The sequence below is a fragment of the Variovorax sp. OK212 genome, from assembly GCF_900112425.1.
Lineage (GTDB): Bacteria > Pseudomonadota > Gammaproteobacteria > Burkholderiales > Burkholderiaceae_C > Variovorax.
On sequence record NZ_FOLP01000001.1, the window covers coordinates 1,109,271 to 1,125,833 of the forward strand.

At 69.2% G+C, this 16,563-nt stretch carries 14 protein-coding genes and 1 pseudogene; 11 read left to right on the forward strand and 4 right to left on the reverse strand.

The window, feature by feature from the left end:
• Positions 1 to 2: 2 nt before the first annotated feature.
• Positions 3 to 1,520, forward strand: a complete 1,518-nt coding sequence (locus tag BM004_RS05055) for a DUF3999 domain-containing protein (protein ID WP_093212031.1) — start codon at positions 3 to 5, stop codon at positions 1,518 to 1,520.
• A gap of 42 nt (positions 1,521 to 1,562) precedes the next feature.
• On the opposite strand, the gene BM004_RS05060 is transcribed toward BM004_RS05055, so the two are convergent.
• The 3 genes from BM004_RS05060 to BM004_RS05070 all read right to left on the reverse strand — a co-directional run bounded on the left by BM004_RS05060 (position 1,563) and on the right by BM004_RS05070 (position 3,938).
• Positions 1,563 to 2,402 carry a BPSS1780 family membrane protein gene (locus tag BM004_RS05060; RefSeq protein WP_093124419.1) on the reverse strand — a complete coding sequence of 280 codons (840 nt, stop codon included), beginning with the start codon at positions 2,400 to 2,402 and terminating at the stop codon, positions 1,563 to 1,565.
• Between the two features lie 9 nt (positions 2,403 to 2,411).
• Complete coding sequence (locus BM004_RS05065) at positions 2,412 to 3,467, reverse strand: homoserine kinase (protein ID WP_093211616.1); 1,056 nt, start codon at positions 3,465 to 3,467, stop codon at positions 2,412 to 2,414.
• An 81-nt stretch (positions 3,468 to 3,548) separates the two neighbouring features.
• Complete coding sequence (locus BM004_RS05070) at positions 3,549 to 3,938, reverse strand: hypothetical protein (protein ID WP_093211618.1); 390 nt, start codon at positions 3,936 to 3,938, stop codon at positions 3,549 to 3,551.
• A gap of 97 nt (positions 3,939 to 4,035) precedes the next feature.
• On the opposite strand from BM004_RS05070, the gene polA reads away from it, so the two are divergent.
• The 6 genes and pseudogenes from polA to BM004_RS41900 form a co-directional block, all read left to right on the forward strand.
• Positions 4,036 to 6,858 (forward strand): DNA polymerase I, encoded by a 2,823-nt coding sequence (gene polA, locus BM004_RS05075; RefSeq protein WP_093211620.1) that lies wholly within the window; start codon positions 4,036 to 4,038, stop codon positions 6,856 to 6,858.
• Positions 6,859 to 6,899: 41 nt separating this feature from the next.
• Positions 6,900 to 8,198 carry a M20/M25/M40 family metallo-hydrolase gene (locus BM004_RS05080; RefSeq protein WP_093211622.1) on the forward strand — a complete coding sequence of 433 codons (1,299 nt, stop codon included), beginning with the start codon at positions 6,900 to 6,902 and terminating at the stop codon, positions 8,196 to 8,198.
• Positions 8,199 to 8,211: 13 nt separating this feature from the next.
• Positions 8,212 to 9,114 carry a LysR family transcriptional regulator gene (locus BM004_RS05085; protein ID WP_093124433.1) on the forward strand — a complete coding sequence of 301 codons (903 nt, stop codon included), beginning with the start codon at positions 8,212 to 8,214 and terminating at the stop codon, positions 9,112 to 9,114.
• 99 nt (positions 9,115 to 9,213) lie between these two features.
• Entirely contained in the window at positions 9,214 to 10,635 is a 1,422-nt protein-coding gene (locus tag BM004_RS05090; RefSeq protein ID WP_093211623.1) for a MocR-like pyridoxine biosynthesis transcription factor PdxR, read from the forward strand.
• A gap of 107 nt (positions 10,636 to 10,742) precedes the next feature.
• A complete protein-coding gene (locus BM004_RS05095; RefSeq protein WP_093211625.1) occupies positions 10,743 to 11,207 on the forward strand; it encodes a carboxymuconolactone decarboxylase family protein in 465 nt (154 codons plus the stop codon).
• Between the two features lie 71 nt (positions 11,208 to 11,278).
• A pseudogene (locus tag BM004_RS41900) lies at positions 11,279 to 11,353 on the forward strand (QacE family quaternary ammonium compound efflux SMR transporter); the annotation flags it as partial.
• 32 nt (positions 11,354 to 11,385) lie between these two features.
• On the opposite strand, the gene BM004_RS05105 reads toward BM004_RS41900, so the two are convergent.
• Entirely contained in the window at positions 11,386 to 12,597 is a 1,212-nt protein-coding gene (locus BM004_RS05105; RefSeq protein ID WP_093211627.1) for a D-amino acid dehydrogenase, read from the reverse strand.
• A gap of 187 nt (positions 12,598 to 12,784) precedes the next feature.
• Here BM004_RS05105 and BM004_RS05110 point away from each other — a divergent pair, with 187 nt between their 5' ends.
• The 4 genes from BM004_RS05110 (at position 12,785) to BM004_RS05125 (ending at position 16,549) form a co-directional block, all read left to right on the forward strand.
• Positions 12,785 to 13,675, forward strand: a complete 891-nt coding sequence (locus BM004_RS05110; RefSeq protein ID WP_093124438.1) for a transporter substrate-binding domain-containing protein — start codon at positions 12,785 to 12,787, stop codon at positions 13,673 to 13,675.
• A gap of 24 nt (positions 13,676 to 13,699) precedes the next feature.
• The gene (locus tag BM004_RS05115) at positions 13,700 to 14,440 is read left to right on the forward strand and encodes an aspartate/glutamate racemase family protein (RefSeq protein ID WP_093211629.1); all 741 of its coding nucleotides are present in this window, start codon (positions 13,700 to 13,702) and stop codon (positions 14,438 to 14,440) included.
• Positions 14,441 to 14,602: 162 nt separating this feature from the next.
• Positions 14,603 to 15,499: a dienelactone hydrolase family protein gene (locus BM004_RS05120; protein WP_093211631.1), complete on the forward strand. Its 897-nt coding sequence runs from the start codon at positions 14,603 to 14,605 to the stop codon at positions 15,497 to 15,499.
• Between the two features lie 120 nt (positions 15,500 to 15,619).
• On the forward strand, positions 15,620 to 16,549 hold the full coding sequence (locus BM004_RS05125; protein ID WP_093211633.1) for a ZIP family metal transporter: 930 nt from the start codon (positions 15,620 to 15,622) through the stop codon (positions 16,547 to 16,549).
• Positions 16,550 to 16,563: the final 14 nt, after the last annotated feature.

Below are 16,563 nucleotides of genomic sequence, written 5' to 3' on the forward strand. Positions count from 1 at the left end.
GCATGACCTGGACGCTTCGCGCGGGCGCCGCGCTGGTGGCGATGGCCGGTGGAGTTGCCCTTGCCCAACCTGCACCCAGCGCACCCAGCGCACCCAGCGCACCCAGCGCACCCATCACGCTCGAAGGCACAGGGCCCTATCACCGCCTCACCTTGCCGCTGGCCTTGTACGGCCGTGCCGCCTACGCCGACCTGCGCGACCTGCGGGTGCGCAATGCCGCGGGCCATGCCGTGCCCTACGCCTGGCTGCGCAACGAGGCCGCCACGCCGCAGACCGCCTCGCGCAACGTGCCGATCTTCGCGCTGCCCGGCAGCGTCGCCAGCGCGGCGCCGGGCGACACGGCGCTTGCGTTCTCGGTGCGGCCCGATGGCTCGCTGAAGCTCGAGAGCAAGGCGGTCAAGCCCGTCGGCAGCGACGACGCGGCGCAGTGGCTCATCGACGTGAGCCAGGTCAAGGGCAGCCTGCTGCAGGCCCGCTTCGAGATCGCGCCCGACACGCGCGGCCTGTTCGCCTTTCACCTCGAAGCCAGCGACGACCTGCGCCAATGGCGGCCGGTGGGCGGCGAAGAACAGCTGGTGCGGCTCGCCCATGGCGGCCAGGCCATCGAGCGGCTCGCGGTCGAGCTGGACAACGTGCGCGCGCGCTTCCTGCGGCTGCGCTGGAGCGACCCGAAGAACGGTGCGGTGCTGACCCGCGTGGGCATCGACAGCGTGCAGGACGTGGAGCCCGTCGCGCCGATCGAATGGTCCGCGGCGCTCAAGCCCGAGCGCTGTGCCGCCGACCACTGCGACTACCTGCTGCCGCGCGGCGTGCCGGTGCAGAGCCTGCGCATCGACCTGGCCGACGTCAACACGCTGGCGCAGGTCGGCATCTCGGGCTTGTCCGATGCCACGTCGGCCGCGGTGCAGCCGCAGCAGCCGGTGCCGCGCAATCCGCTCTACGCCCTGCGGCATCCGCAGCGCCGCGCCGTGCCGCAGCCCGGCGGGCCCGACGAGACGCCGCTGGTCGACACCGTGGTGTACCGGCTCGCGCAGGCCGGCGGCGAAGTGCGTTCGCCGGTGCTGGCGCTCGACGGTGCGGTGCACGCGCGCTTGCGGTTGCGCACCGCGGGCCCGGTCAGCCTGCTGGGCGCGACGCCGCCCACCGTGTCCGTGGGCGCGGTGCCGCGCACGCTGGTGTTTCTCGCGCAGGGTGCGGCGCCGTTCTCGCTCGCATGGCGCGCGGCGCCCGAGAAGAATGCGGTCGAAGGCAGCGAGCCCGGCGCGCCGCTGGCGCTGTCCACCCTGATTCCGGGCTATGCGGCCGACAAGCCCGTGGCCGCGGACAACGCATCGGTGCGGCTGCCCGCGGCGGTTGTCGAAGCGGCGGTCGCTGCCGTCGCGCAGCCGCCGGTTCCCGCGCAGGAACCGTCGCGCAAGTGGTGGTTGTGGGGGGCTCTGGGCGTCGGCCTGCTGCTGCTGGCCGGAATGGCGTGGTCGCTGTTCGCGAGCCTGCGCAAGGATGCGCAACGGCCGGGCTGATCGCGAAAGCAGGGCAGGCGGGGCGCCTGCCTGCCCGGTCCGTCAGTTGGTTCCGTTTGCGTCGAAGGTGTCGCGGAAGGTGAACCAGGTCGAGCTCAGCGACATGGCCGCCAGCACCAGCGCCGTGCCGACGATCAGGATGTTGCCCACCGCCAGCGCGGCACCGCCCGCGCCCAGCGCGCCGACGCCGATCAGCAGCGTGGCCAGCAGGCCCATCGCGATGCCGGCCAGCAGGAACACGCCGAACCACGCGATGCCGAACAGCGCATAGGCGCCGAAGTTGCGGAACAGCGCGACGATGCTGAAGAAGATGCTCTTCACCGGCTCCACGCGGTGCCAGTGCACCAGTGCGGGGGCGTGCCACATGGCCAGCGACAGCGGCAGGTTCAGGCACATCAGCAGCATGCGCGCGACCTGGAAGTCGCTGCTCGCCACGATCTCGGGCGTGAGCGGGTCGTCGAGCAGGTAGGCGCGCGCGAGCTGGCCGCCGTCGACCAGCGTGGTCACCAGCACGGCGAGCACGAAGAACACGGCAGAGATCACGCCCAGCACCACCAGCGAGCGCCATTCGGTGCGCATCGCGGCGAACACCGCCACGAACATCGCCGAGCCCGTGGGCCGCTGCGCGTCACCGGCGCGGCCGACGCCTTCGGCGTTGTCGGTGTACGCGACCGACGTGGCCACCATCAGGCCCAGCGTCATGAAGGGCACCAGGCCCGGTGCCAGCAGGCTGCCGAGGATGGGGACGATCGACACCGTCGAGATCACCGCCATCAGCAGGAAGAACAGCGAGATGAAGGCCAGCGGCTGCCGCCAGAAGGTCTTGAGTCCGAGGCGGACCCATTCGGCGCCGGTTCGCGCCGGCACGAGGTTGAGTTTCATGGGTTCGGGTCAGGCAGCCAGGGCGGGCTCGAAGGCCTGGGCCATGACGTGCGGGTGGGTGGCGCGGTCGCGCAGCACGCGTTCGAAATGCGTGGGGTCGTGGGGCTTGAGCATGCTCGCCTCGCGCGGCAGGTGGAAGTCCCAGAGGCGGGAGATCCAGAAGCGCAGCGCGGCGGCGCGCAACATTGCGGGCAGCAGCGCACGCTCCGACGCGTTCAGCGCGCGCACGGTCTCGTAGGCCGAAAGCAGTGCCTCGGCGCGCTCGGCGTCGTGGCGGCCGGTTGGCAGGTCGATGGCCCAGTCGTTCAGGCACACGGCCAGGTCGAACAGCCAGGTGTCGGTGCCGGCGAAGTAGAAGTCGAACACGCCGGTCAGGCGCGGCGCGGCGTCGGCACCGTCGCCGGTCGCGAACATCACGTTGTCGCGGAACATGTCGGCGTGCACCGGGCCGCGCGGCAGCGCCGCGTAGGCCGACGACTCGGCAATGTGGTTCTGGTAGGCCAGCTCGGCGCGCAGCAGGCCGGCCTGCGCTTCCTCGATGTAGGGCAGCACCACGGGCACCGTCTCGTTCCACCAGGGCAAGCCGCGCAGGTTGGGCTGGATGCGCGGGTAGTCACGCCCGGCAACGTGCATGCGCGCCAGCATGGCGCCCAGTTCGGCGCAGTGCGCGGCGCCGGGGGCGAGCTCGCTGCGGCCCGAGAGCTTCTGCACCACGGCCGCCGGCTTGCCGGCCACCAGGTGGAGCAGGTCGCAATCGGTGTCGGCGGAGGGCAGGGCCATCTGCCCCTTTTTCGTCTTCTCGACCGCGGGCGGGCCGGCCACCGGCGCGGGCACCGGCAGGCCGGCACCGGCCAGGTGCTTCATGAGGCAAAGGTAGTAAGGCAGCTGCTCGGCGCTCAGGCGCTCGAACAGCGTCAGCACGAACTCGCCCGACTCGGTGGTGGCGAAGTAGTTGGTGTTCTCGATGCCGCCCTCGATGCCGCGCAGTTCGCGCAGCGGGCCCAGGCCCAGGCGTTGGACGAGCGCGTCCGCCTCGCCGAAACCGACTTCGGTAAAGACTGCCATGGGGTGCTCAGCGCGGCGTTGCCGCTGAGACAACGGAAACGAAGGTGGAAACGAAAGCGAAGACGAAAGAACGCACGGCCATCAGAACTTCATCACGTTCCAGACGCGGGCGCCGTTGGCACCGGTCTCGGAGGAATTCTGGCGCCCCGTGGCCTGGTCGGCGGGCAGCACTTCGTAGCCCGGCATGTTCGACTTCGGCTTGACGTTGATGCTCTGCGTGCGGCCGCCGTAGCGCACTTCGTCGACCGAGGCACCGCTGTCTTCGGTGTGGATGTTCTCGATCTTCTGGTTGCGTCGGCCTTCGCTCTTGGCCTGCTCCTGATTTTGTAGCGGTTCCCCCGGGGCCCCTTGCGCAGAGGCAGCGGGTGCCGCGGCGGGCGCGGGTTGCTGCGCCTGGACGGCGGCAAAGGGGGTTGCGAAAGCCAGCGCCAGCAGGATGCGGCGGGCGACCAGGAGTGAGGAGCTAGGCATGCGCCGATTGTAGGCGCGGCACCGGTTTCGGGGCGTCGGTTGCCACCTCGCGTCGTCGTGGTTCCGGGCGCTGTCGCGCGCACGGCAAAATGCCGCGATGACCGACAAGAAAACGCTGCTGCTCGTCGATGGCTCGAGCTACCTTTATCGCGCCTTCCACGCCATGCCCGACCTGCGGGCGGTGCCCGGCGACCCCAAGAGCGCGGCGACCGGCGCGATCCGGGGAATGATCAACATGATGACCGCGCTGCGCCGCGAGGTGCGCGCCGACTACGCGGCCTGCATCTTCGACGCCCCCGGCAGGACCTTCCGCGACGACTGGTACCCCGAGTACAAGGCCAACCGCTCGCCGATGCCCGACGACCTGCGCAGCCAGATCGACCCGATCCACGAAGTGGTGAAGCTGCTCGGCTGGCCCGTGCTCACCGTGCCCGACGTGGAGGCCGACGACGTCATCGGCACGCTCGCCAAGATCGCCGCGGCGCAGGGCGTGGAGGTGATCGTTTCCAGCGGCGACAAGGACCTGAGCCAGTTGGTGGACGAGCACATCACCATCATCGACACCATGAACGGCAAGCGGCGCGACGTGGCCGGCGTGACGGCCGAGTTCGGCGTGCCGCCCAACCTCATGGTCGACTACCAGACGCTGGTGGGCGACACGGTCGACAACGTGCCCGGCGTGCCGAAGGTCGGCCCCAAGACGGCGGCCAAGTGGCTGGCCGAATACGGCTCGCTCGACGCGCTGGTCGAACGCGCCGCCGAGGTGAAGGGCGCTGCCGGCGAGAACCTGCGCAACGCGCTCGACAAGCTGCCGCTGAGCAGGCGCCTGGTGACCATCCGCACCGACTGCGACCTCGACGGCCACGTCACCGGGCTGCCGTCGCTCGAAGGCCTGCCGGTCGGCGCGCCGCAGACCGGCGAGCTGAAGCCCTTCTACGAGAAGTTCGGCTTCAAGAGCCTCGTGAAGGGGCTCGAGGCGCAGGAAGTGCCGCCCGAGCTGATCGAGGAAAGCCTCAAGAAGAAGTCGGCCTCGAAGGCCGCCGTCAACACCGACCAGGGCGGCCTGTTCGACGAGCCTTCCGAAATCGCCGCGCTCGAAGCCGCCGCGCCCGCGAGCAACCTCAAGTACGACACCATCACCACCTGGGAACAGCTCGACGGCTGGCTCGCGAAGCTCGACGCTGCCGAACTGGCCGCCGTCGACACCGAGACCACCTCGCTCGACGAGATGGTCGCGCAGATCGTCGGCGTGAGCTTCAGCGTCACGCCGGGCGAGGCGGCCTACATTCCGCTCACGCACAACTACCCCGACGCACCCGAGCAACTGCCCATCGACGAGGTGCTCGGCAGGCTCAAGCCGTGGCTTGAAAACGCCGGGAAGAAAAAGCTCGGCCAGCACATCAAGTACGACCGCCACGTGTTCGCCAACCACGGCATCGAGGTGCAGGGCTACGCGCACGACACCATGCTGCAGAGCTACGTGCTCGAGGTGCACCGCCCGCACGGCCTCTCCAGCCTGGCCGAGCGCCACCTGGGCCGCAGCGGCATCTCGTACGAAGACCTGTGCGGCAAGGGCGCGCACCAGATCTCGTTCAGCCAGGTCGACATCGCCAAGGCCGCCGAGTACTCGTGCGAAGACAGCGACCAGACGCTCGACGTGCACAACACGCTGTGGCCCCAGCTGGAGAAGAACGCGCAGTTGCGCTTCATCTACCAGCTCGAGATGGATTCGAGCGAGGCGCTCTACCGCATCGAGCGCAACGGCGTGCTGATCGACGCGCCCACGCTCGCCGCGCAGAGCCACGAACTCGGCACGCGCATCATGGCGCTGGAGCAGGAGGCCTACGAGATCGCGGGCCAGCCTTTCAACCTGGGTTCGCCCAAGCAGATCGGCGAGATCTTCTTCACCAAGCTGGGCCTGCCCGTGGTCAAGAAGACGCCGAGCGGCGCACCCAGCACCGACGAGGAAGTGCTGGAAAAGCTCGCCGAAGACTATCCGTTGCCGGCCAAGATCCTGGAGCACCGCGGCCTGTCGAAGCTCAAGGGCACCTACACCGACAAGCTCGGCCAGCTCGCCAACCCGCGCACCGGCCGTGTGCACACGCACTATGCGCAGGCCGTGGCCGTCACGGGCCGCCTGAGCAGCAACGACCCCAACCTGCAGAACATCCCGATCCGCACACCCGAAGGCCGCCGTGTGCGCGAGGCCTTCGTGGCGCCGGCGGGCAGCGTGATCGCCAGCGCCGACTACTCGCAGATCGAGCTGCGCATCATGGCCCACATCAGCGGCGACGAGTCGCTGCTGCGCGCCTTCACCGAAGGCATCGACGTGCACCGCGCCACCGCCGCCGAGGTGTTCGGCTCCACGCCCGACCAGGTGTCCAGCGAGCAGCGCCGCTATGCCAAGGTGATCAACTTCGGGCTGATCTACGGCATGAGCAGCTTCGGCCTGGCGAAGAACCTGGGCATCGAGACCAAGGCCGCGGCCTCGTACATCGAACGCTACTTTGCGCGCTACCCGGGCGTGAAGGCCTACATGGACGAGACCAAGGCGCTGGCCAAGGAGCAGGGCTACGTGGAGACCGTGTTCGGCCGCCGCCTGTACCTGCCCGAGATCAACTCGCCCAACGGCCCGCGCCGCGGCGGCGCCGAGCGCGCGGCCATCAACGCCCCGATGCAGGGCACCGCGGCCGACCTGATCAAGCTCAGCATGGTCAAGGTACAGAACGTGCTTGACGAAGAGAAGCGCGGCACCCGGATGATCATGCAGGTGCACGACGAACTGGTGTTCGAAGTGCCCGAGGCCGAAGTCGAATGGGTGCGCACCGAAATCCCCCGTCTCATGGCCGGCGTGGCCGCGCTGAAGGTGCCGCTGCTGGCGGAGATCGGTGTCGGCCCCAACTGGGACAAGGCGCACTGAACACACAAGCAACAAGAGACAACGAAAGAAACCGCATACCCATGAAATTCCCGCATCGCTCATTCCTGCCTGCCGCCGTCTTCGCCGCCTGCGCTGCCTTCCTCGGCACCGCCTGCGCCGCGCCCGACGCCGGCATCACCGCGCTCGCCGCCAAGGAAAAGCCCGCGCTGCTCGAGACGCTCAAGGAGCTGGTCTCCATCGAATCGGGCAGCCGCGACCTCGACGGGCTCGAGAAGATCTCCGACCTCATCGCCGCCAAGTTCAAGGCGCTGGGCGGCGAGGTCGAGCTGATCGACCCGAGCGCCGAGGCCTACCGCATGGAAGACACGCCCGAGAAGATGGGCCGCGTGGTGCGCGCCACCTTCAAGGGCACGGGCAAGAAGAAGATCCTGCTGATCGCGCACATGGACACGGTCTACACCGTGGGCATGCTCAACAAGCAGCCGTTCCGCGTCGAGGGCGACAAGGCCTACGGCCTGGGCATTGCCGACGACAAGCAGGGCATTGCGGTCATCACGCACATCGTGTCGATGCTGCAGGCGATGAAGTTCAAGGAATACGGCACGCTCACCGTGCTGATCAACGGCGACGAGGAAATCAGCTCGCCCGGCGCGCGCGCGCTCATCACGCGCATGGGCGCCGAGCACGACGCCGTCATGTCCTTCGAAGGCGCCTACGTGAAGGAAGACAAGCTCTCGCTGGCCACGGCCGGCATCGCTTCGGTCACGCTGCACGTGGCGGGCAAGGCCTCGCACGCGGGCTCGGCGCCCGAACTGGGCGTGAACGCGCTGTACGAGCTGTCGCACCAGATCCTGCAGATGCGCGACCTGTCCGACCCTGCCACCGGCCTGAAGATGAACTGGACCATCTCCAAGTCGGGCAGCAACCGCAACGTGATCCCGGCCAGCGCCACGGCCGGCGCCGACGTGCGCGTGCTGAAGGTGAGCGACGACGACCGCATCGAGCAGCAGGTGAACGAGCGCGTGAAGAAGCAGCTCATTCACGAAGCCAAGGTCGAGCTGAAGTTCGAGCGCCGCCGTCCGCCGCTGGAAGCCACCGACGCCTCGCGCGCCATGGCCCGCCATGCACAGCAGATCTACAAGGACGAGCTCGGCCTGCCGCTGGGCGCCGACGACAAGGCCGCCGGCGGCGGCACCGACGCGGCCTTTGCGGCGCTGAAGACCAAGGCGCCGGTCATCGAGCGCTTCGGCCTGCAGGGTTTCGGCGCGCACTCGGCCGATGCCGAGTACGTGCTGGTCGATTCCATCGAGCCGCGCCTGTACCTGGGCACGCGCATGGTGATGGACATCGCCCGCGGCAAGACCGCCAACGGCAACTGACCCACCGCCCGCGATGCGCCTGCGCCACATCGAGGTCTTCAACGCGATCATGCTCACGGGCAGCGTGAGCGCGGCGGCGCGGCTCATCAACATCACGCAGCCGGCGGTCAGCCGCACCTTGCAGCACGCCGAGCTCCAGCTGGGCTTTCCGCTGTTCCAGCGCGCCAAGGGCCGGCTCACGCCGACCACCGAGGCGCTCACGCTGTACCCGCACATCGAACGGCTGTTCGCGCAGCTCGACGAGGTGCAGCGGCTCGCGGCCAACCTGCGCACCGCGGGCGATACCGGCGAGTTGCGCATCCTCAGCGTGCTGGCGCTGAGCTACGACATCCTGCCGCGCGCGCTCAAGGCGTTTCGCGAAAAGTACCCGGGCTACAAGATCACGGTCGAGTCGCTGCACTCGCCGCAGATCATGTCGGCGCTGCTGCTGCAGGAGGCCGACGTGGGCTTCGCCTTCAGCCCCGCGGTGCACCCCTCGCTCACGCAGGAGACGCTGGCCGACAGCCGCATGGTGTGCATCGCGCCCAAGGGCATGCTGCCGCGCGCGCTGGTGCGCAACGGCTCGGCGGCCCTGCACGACCTCGTGAAGCAACCCGTGATCGGGCTGGACAGCCGCGACCCGGTCGGCACCAGCCTGAGCCAGGCCTGCCGGCAGGCCGGCGTGGGTTTCCAGCAGGCGGTGGTGACGGTGCAGACCTACCACGCCGCGTTGGCCATGGCGCACCACGGCATCGGCGTGGCGCTGGTCGACGGCTGCACGGCAAGGTCGGCCGACCGCGAGAAGGTCGACGTGCTCACGCTGGAGCCGCACATCCCGGTGCCGATCCGTGCGCTGCGCTTCGCCGCGCGGCCCGACTCGGTGGCGGTGCGCGGCATCACGCGCTGCATGCAGCAGGCGATCGAAAGCACGATCTAGCGCGATCCAGCACGCTGCAGCGGCCGCCATGGCCCCGTACCCGGGCACATGAATGGCGATTGAAACTGGTCCATGATCCGCGGGCAAAGGCCTCGCACCATGACCATCGACAAGACCAGCCCCGTCCCGCCCCTGGACCCTTCGGCGGCGGAGCCGTACTACCGCCAGATCTACGACCGCCTGCGCAACGCCATGGCCAGCGGCCTGCTGAAGCCCGGCGACCGCATTCCCGCCGCGCGTGCGCTGGCGAAGGAACTGGGCTTGGCGCGGGGCACCGTCGAGGTGGCCTACTCCCTGCTGGCCGCCGAGGGCTACACGCAGACGCGCGGCCCGGCCGGGACCATCGTGACGCCGGGCCTCAAGCCGCGCATGCCGGTGGCCAGGCCCGCACCTGTGGCCGAGGGCGGCCACGCCGCGACGAGCTTTCGCCCCGATTCGATCCGGCCGTTCCAGATGGGGCTGCCCGCGCTGGACGCGTTCCCCCGGAAGATCTGGGCCCGGCTGGGCGCGCGCTGCGTGCGCGCGATGCAGCCGCTCGACATGACGCACCCCACGGTCTACGGCGCGCCGATGCTGCGCGCGGAAATCGCCGCCTACCTGCAGGTGTCGCGCGGCATCAACTGCGCGCCGTCGCAGGTGTTCGTGACCTCGGGCTACCGCCACACCATGGAACTGATCGGCCTTGCCTTGCTGAAGGCCGGCGACCGCGTGTGGCTCGAAGACCCGGGCTACCCGCCCACGCGGGAGCTGCTGGGGCACATGCAGATCGAGTCCGTTGCGGTCCCGGTGGACGCGCAGGGCCTGGACGTCGGGCAAGGCATCCGGCTGGCACCGAAGGCGCGCGCCGCGGTGGTCACGCCGGCGCACCAGAGCCCGCTGTGCGTGTCGCTGTCGCTGCCCCGGCGCGCCGCGCTGCTGGACTGGGCGGCGCGCAACAAGGCATGGATCGTCGAGGACGACTACGACGGCGAGTACCGCTACGTGAGCCGCCCGCTGCCGGCGTTGAAGAGCCTGGACCGCGACGGCCGGGTGCTCTATGCGGGCACGTTCAGCAAGGTGCTGTTTCCGAGCATCCGGCTGGCCTACCTCGTGGTGCCGCCGGCGCAGGTCGAGCGCTTCGAGCAGATCCTGCATGCCTTCGTCGGCGGCAGCCCCGCGCTCACGCAGGCGATCGTCACGGCCTTCATCACCGAGGGCCACTTCGCGCGCCACATCCAGCGCATGCGCAAGCTCTACGCCGAGCGCCGCGCCGCGACCACGGCGGGCCTGGAAAGCGCGCTGGGCAAGCACGTGCGCATCGACCCGCAGCCCGGCGGCATGCACCTCATCCTTCGGCTGCAGGGCCGCCAGTCGGACCGCGCGCTCGCGGCGCGCATGCGTGAAGACGGGCTGTACGCGGAGGCACTGTCGCACTGGACAACGGGCAGGAAAGGCACGCCGGCCATCCTGCTGAATTTCACCAACGTCGCGTCGCAGGCCGAGGCCGAGAAGCTCGGCCGGCGCATCGCGCGCCTGCTGTAGCGCCCGGCCGGATGGCCCATGCACAAAGCCCATTCTTGGTTCTTCTGGACTGGGCCAAGACGCGGGACGATGAAGTCCTTTCCAACCCCTGCATCCAAGGACTTCCCATGAGCCATCGCATCGACTACACCCAAGCCTCACCCGAGGGCTACAAGGCCTTCGGCGGCGTGTACCTCGCCCTCCAGAAAAGCGGCCTGCCCAAGGAACTGGTCGACCTCGTGTACCTGCGGATCTCGCAGATCAACGGCTGCGCCTACTGCATCGACATGCATTCGCGCGACCTGCTCGAGGGCGGCCTCGCGGTCGACAAGCTCGTGCTGGTGGCGGTGTGGCAAGACGGCGGCGCGGTCTTCAGCCGCCGCGAACGCGCGGCGCTCGCCTGGGCGGAGAGCGTCACGCGCGTCTCGGACACCGGCGTGCCCGACGCCGACTACGACGCCGCCGCGGCCGAGTTCAGCGCCAAGGAACTGGCCGACCTCACGTACGCCATCGGCCTGATGAACGCCTTCAACCGGCTCGGCATCTCGTTCCGTGTCGCGCCGGCAGCGGCCGTGGCCGCGGTCCGGGCTTGAACGGCTCGCCGCAGATGGCATGGGCACTGCTCGGCGTGGCCGGCATTCTCGAGATTGCCTTCGCCGTTGCCATGAAATCGTCCGAAGGTTTCACGCGGTGGGTTCCCGCGCTGTGCACGGTCGCCAGCGGGGTGTCGAGCGTGGTGCTGCTGTCGCTCGCGATGCGCCGTGGGGCGCGTCAGGCCTGCAGCGCCTGCGCGATCTTCAGCGCCGACCCGAAGGCCAGTGTGAACCCCAGCGCGCCGTGGCCCGTGTTGAACAGCATGTTCGACGGCGCGCTCTCCAGCCGTCCGATGATCGGCAGGCCCTTCGGCGTGGCGGGCCGCATGCCCGTCCAGGGGCTCAGTTCTTCCAGCCGGCTCGCGTTCGGGAACACGGCGCGCGTTGCGGCCGCGAGCGTCTCGATGCGCGCGGCCGGAATGCTCGCGTCGTGTCCCACCAGCTCCGCCATGCCCGCCACGCGCAGGCGCGAGCCGATGCGCGCGAACACCACCTTGCGCGCGCTGTCGGTCACGCTCACGCTCGGCGCGGCGCCGGGCGCGGGGTCGACCTCCACCGTGATGCTGTAGCCCTTGAGCGGGTACACCGGCAGGTACGCGCCCAGCACGCGCCCCAGCTTGTGCGAGGCCGAGCCCAGCGCCATCACGAAGGCATCGGCCTGCACGTCGCCTTCGCTCGTGCGCACCGCCGCAATGCGGTTCTCGCTGCGCGCGAAGCCATGGATGTCGGCGCCCAGCATGAAGCGCACGCCGCGCGCGCTCAGGGCACGCATCAGCTCGGCGCACACCTTCAGGCAATCGGCCGCGCACTCGCTCGGCGTGTACACCGCACCGGCCATCTGGCCGCGGTAGCTCGAAAGCGCGGGCTCGATGGCGATGCATTCGCCGGGCGTCACCAGCCGCTGCTCGCTGCCCAGGGCGCGCTGCAGCTCGAGCTGCGCGCGTGCGCCTTCCAGCGACGCCGAGCTGGCGTACAGCACCAGCTTGCCGGTGGCGGAGAAGTCGCAGTCGGGCGCGATGTCGGCGCGCATCGCCTCGAACCCTGCGCGGCTCGAGGCGGCCAGCACCAGCAGCTTCTCGGTGGTGTCGCGCGAGGTCCGGGCGTTGCAGGCCGCGAGAAATTCCATGCCCCAGCGCCACTGCAGCGGGTCGAGCTGCGGGCGCAGCTTGAGCGGCGAGGAGGGCGAGAGCAGCAGCTTGGGCAGCTGCGTCCAGATCGACGGATCGGCCAGCGGCTGCACGTACGAGTAGCTCAGCTGCGCGCCGTTGCCGCCGCTCGCACCCGCGCCGGGGGCGGCGCGGTCGATCACGGTGACCTGATGGCCCTCGCGTTGGAGCTGCCAGGCGGTGGCCAGGCCCACGATGCCGGCACCGAGCACACACACATGCATTGGGGCAACTTTCCGGTTGGTTGAGAAGACAGCCGTGACTGTAGGGGCGCCCGGCGCGCCGCGGAAATGCCAAAAGAAACCCCACCCATCAGCTTTGGGCATAGGTCAGGGTTCATTTGGAATTGTCGCTTTGTGTCACTCCTTCTTACACTGGCCTTCTGTTCAATCCAACCGAATGAAGGCTCGAATGAAACTCTCCGTCCTGATGGCTTCCCTGGCCGCCGCGGTGCTCTTCACGGCACCGGCTGCGCAAGCCGCCGACACGCTGGCCAAGATCGCCGAGTCCGGCAAGATCACGCTCGCTTACCGCGAGTCGTCCGTGCCCTTCAGCTACCTGGACGGCCCCAACAAGCCGATCGGGTTCTCGGTGGAGCTGTCGAACGCCGTCGTCGAGGCGGTGAAGAAGAAGCTGAACAAGCCCAACCTGCAGGTCGGGCTGATGGCCGTGACCTCGCAGAACCGCATTCCGCTGATCACCAACGGCACGGTCGACCTGGAGTGCGGCTCGACGACCAACAACACCGCGCGCGGCAAGGACGTGGCCTTCGCCATCAACCACTTCTATACCGGCACGCGCCTGCTGGTGAAGAAGTCTTCCAGGATCAAGGACTACGCCGACCTTGCCAAGAAGACCGTGGCCAGCACCACCGGCACCACCAACGCGCTGGTCATGCGCAAGTACAACAGCGAGAAGAACCTCGGCATGGACATCGTGCTCGGCAAGGACCACGCCGACTCGTTCCTGCTGGTGGAAAGCGACCGCGCCGTGGCCTTCGCCATGGACGACATCCTGCTGTTCGGCCTGATCGCCAACTCCAAGGCACCGGCCGACTACGAAGTGGTGGGCGAGTCGCTGCAGGTCGAGCCCTACGCCTGCATGCTGCCCAAGGACGATCCGGCCTTCAAGAAGCTGGTGGACGACACCTTCAGCGCCATGATGAAGAGCGGCGAATTCGAGAAGCTCTACACCAAGTGGTTCATGCAGCCGATCCCGCCGAAGAACGTTCCCCTGAACCTGCCCATGAGCGAGCAGCTGAAGCAGAACCTCAAGGCACTCAGCGACAAGCCGGCGACCTGATCGCGGGCCATTGAAGAAAAGGACATCGCAGTGACGCAAGTGGTCGGCATTTTGGGGGGCATGGGCCCTGCGGCGGGCGCCGACTTCGTGCGGCTCTTCGTGCAGGCCTGCGCGCAGCAGATGCGCGCGCGGGGCGAGCCGGTGCGCGACCAGTCCTTTCCCGAGCACTGGCTGGCGCAGGTGCCGGTGCCCGACCGCACCGACGCCTTGGCGTCGGCGGAGCAGGGCGCGCACCAGCCGCTGGAGCCGATGCTGCAGGCGCTGGGCCGGCTGGCCGCGCTGGGCAGCCGGGCCGTGGCCATCGCCTGCAACACGGCGCATGCCTGGCATGGCAGCCTGCAGGCGCGCTTTCCGCAGGTCGAGCTGCTGCACATGGCGCGCGAAACCGCGCGCCAGCTGGCCGAGCAGGGCGCGCGCGACGTGGCGCTCATGGCCACCGAAGGCACCTACCGCGTGCGCCTGTACGAGCAGGCGCTGGCCGAGGCCGGCCTGGGCTGCCACGTGCCGCTGGCCGACGAACGCCGCACCATCACGCGCGGCATCTTCGAAGGCGTGAAGGCCGGCAACATGCCGCTGGCCGAGCAGTGCTTTTCCGACGTGGCGCTGCGGCTCGCCGAGCGGCATGGCCCCGTCACCATCATCATGGGCTGCACCGAGGTGCCGCTGGGCCTGCAGGGCTCGCCCGCCGTGGCGGGGCTGGACCTGATCGACCCGGCGCAGGTGCTGGCCGCCGCGCTGGCACGCCGCGCGTACCGGGCGGACTGAATGTTCCAGGGGGCCGCGGTCCGCGCGGTCCGCGTGGTCCGAGGCCCGGACCAACCCCACCGAATTTCGGGACATGGAGCCACCGGCTGATTTGGCCTACATTGCGGCGTGCGTTTTTCAGCGCAACGCCCCTTGTCCGACGACTCAACTGGAGCCTCATCCATGTCCCTCGACGACCGCCGTTCCGACTTCGACTCGCTGCGCCCCGGCGACAGCACGGAGCAGGGCGCCACGCGACGCACCGCGCTGAAGGCCGCCATCGGCGTGGGCTACGCGGCGGCCGTGCTGCCGGTGGCCGCGCAGACCGCCATCGCCACCTCGACCGAAGGCCTGAAGGCCGGCCCCATCAAGTACACCGTGGACGGCTTCGCGGTGCCCGCCTATGCGGCCGCGCCCGCGGGCAAGACCGGCCTGCCGGTGATCCTGGTGATCCAGGAAATCTTCGGCGTGCACGAATACATCGCCGACACCTGCCGCCGCTTCGCCCAGCTCGGCTACCTGGCCGTCGCGCCCGAGCTGTATGCGCGCCAGGGCGACCCGCGCGGCTACACCGACATTCCGAAGCTGCAGGCCGACATCGTCAGCAAGGTGCCCGACGCGCAGGTCATGGCCGACCTCGACGGCGCGCTGGCCTATGCCAAGGCCAACGGCGGCGACACCGCCAAGGCCGGCATCACCGGCTTCTGCTGGGGCGGGCGCATCGTGTGGCTGTACGCGGCCACCGGCAAGGTCAAGGCGGGCGTGGCCTGGTACGGCCGGCTGGTCGGCACGGCCAGCGCATTGACCCCGAAACACCCCGTCGACGTGGCCGCCAACCTGCAGGCGCCGGTGCTCGGGCTGTACGGCGGAAAAGACCAGGGCATCCCCCTTGACACGGTTGATAAGATGAAAGCTGCTCTGGCCAATGGGACTCCGGCGGCCAAGGCATCGAGCTTCGTCGTGTACCCCGAAGCAGGCCACGCATTCCATGCCGACTACCGCCCCAGCTATGTCAAGAGCGCGGCGGACGACGGCTGGCAACGCGCCACGGCCTGGTTCAAAGCCAATGGCGTCGCCTGACCGCGGCGCCTCGTAGCCACACCCCCGCCGAAGGCCGTCCCATGACGGCCTTTTCTCTTTTTATGAACGGGCAACGGCCCTGAAACCGTCTCGACGGCCGTCCCTCTTGCGCAAGCAGCTATGAATTTGATAGTCATCATCGCGGCGACCCTGGTCTCCGGCATCGGCAGCGTCTGGCTCGCGGCCCTCCTGTTGAAGGTGGGCGTGCGCAGCGGCTCGGGCGGCGTGAACCCGCAGCACCTGCTGAGCCTGGCGGCCGGCGCGCTGCTTGCCACCGCCTTCATGCACCTCTTGCCCGAGGCCTTCGAAAGCCGCATCGAGCCCGCATTGCTGTTCGGCGTGCTGCTGTTCGGGCTGGTGTTCTTCTTCCTGCTCGACAAGGCCGAGCTGTGGCACCACGGGCACGAGCACCACCACGGCGACGCGCACGAGCACCACGGACATGAGCATGGCAAAGACCATGGCCACGGCCATGCCCACGCGCACGATCCCGCCCCCCGCACCGGCGGCTGGGCCGTGCTCACCGGCGACAGCGTGCACTGCTTCGGCGACGGCATCCTCATCGCCTCCGCCTTCACCGCCGACATGCGCCTGGGCCTGGTGGCCGCGCTGGCCGTGCTGGCGCACGAAATTCCGCACCATATCGGCGACCTCGTCGTGCTGCGCCAGAGCTCGGCCAACCAGCGCGCCGCGCTGGTGAAGGTGTCGCTCGCCGGCACCATGACCGCGCTGGGCGGCATCGTGGGCTGGTGGCTGGTCGACCAGCTGCACAGCTGGCTGCCGTACTTCCTGGTGCTGGCCGGCAGCAGTTTTGTCTACGTGGCGCTGGCCGACCTGATTCCGCAGCTGCAAAAGCGCCTGCCCGCGCGCCAGACGGCCGCGCAGATCATTTGGCTGGCCGCCGGCATCGTGCTGGTCACGGGCGTGAGCCGCCTGGCGCACGGTGAACACGGGCACGACCACGGTCATGAAGGCGCCGCGCACAGCGAGCACGCCCACGACCATGACGACCCCGGGCACGGCGAACCCGGCCACGTGCACAAGGACTGAAGGCGGATCGCGAG

What these genes read in the sequence shown, in the direction of transcription:
- BM004_RS05055 (WP_093212031.1), top strand. Translation starts at nt 3, where the DNA reads ATGACCTGGACGCTTCGCGCGGGCGCCGCGCTGGTGGCGATGGCCGGT.
- BM004_RS05060 (WP_093124419.1), bottom strand. Translation starts at nt 2,402, where the DNA reads ATGAAACTCAACCTCGTGCCGGCGCGAACCGGCGCCGAATGGGTCCGC.
- BM004_RS05065 (WP_093211616.1), bottom strand. Translation starts at nt 3,467, where the DNA reads ATGGCAGTCTTTACCGAAGTCGGTTTCGGCGAGGCGGACGCGCTCGTC.
- BM004_RS05070 (WP_093211618.1), bottom strand. Translation starts at nt 3,938, where the DNA reads ATGCCTAGCTCCTCACTCCTGGTCGCCCGCCGCATCCTGCTGGCGCTG.
- polA (WP_093211620.1), top strand. Translation starts at nt 4,036, where the DNA reads ATGACCGACAAGAAAACGCTGCTGCTCGTCGATGGCTCGAGCTACCTT.
- BM004_RS05080 (WP_093211622.1), top strand. Translation starts at nt 6,900, where the DNA reads ATGAAATTCCCGCATCGCTCATTCCTGCCTGCCGCCGTCTTCGCCGCC.
- BM004_RS05085 (WP_093124433.1), top strand. Translation starts at nt 8,212, where the DNA reads ATGCGCCTGCGCCACATCGAGGTCTTCAACGCGATCATGCTCACGGGC.
- BM004_RS05090 (WP_093211623.1), top strand. Translation starts at nt 9,214, where the DNA reads ATGACCATCGACAAGACCAGCCCCGTCCCGCCCCTGGACCCTTCGGCG.
- BM004_RS05095 (WP_093211625.1), top strand. Translation starts at nt 10,743, where the DNA reads ATGAGCCATCGCATCGACTACACCCAAGCCTCACCCGAGGGCTACAAG.
- BM004_RS05105 (WP_093211627.1), bottom strand. Translation starts at nt 12,597, where the DNA reads ATGCATGTGTGTGTGCTCGGTGCCGGCATCGTGGGCCTGGCCACCGCC.
- BM004_RS05110 (WP_093124438.1), top strand. Translation starts at nt 12,785, where the DNA reads ATGAAACTCTCCGTCCTGATGGCTTCCCTGGCCGCCGCGGTGCTCTTC.
- BM004_RS05120 (WP_093211631.1), top strand. Translation starts at nt 14,603, where the DNA reads ATGTCCCTCGACGACCGCCGTTCCGACTTCGACTCGCTGCGCCCCGGC.
- BM004_RS05125 (WP_093211633.1), top strand. Translation starts at nt 15,620, where the DNA reads ATGAATTTGATAGTCATCATCGCGGCGACCCTGGTCTCCGGCATCGGC.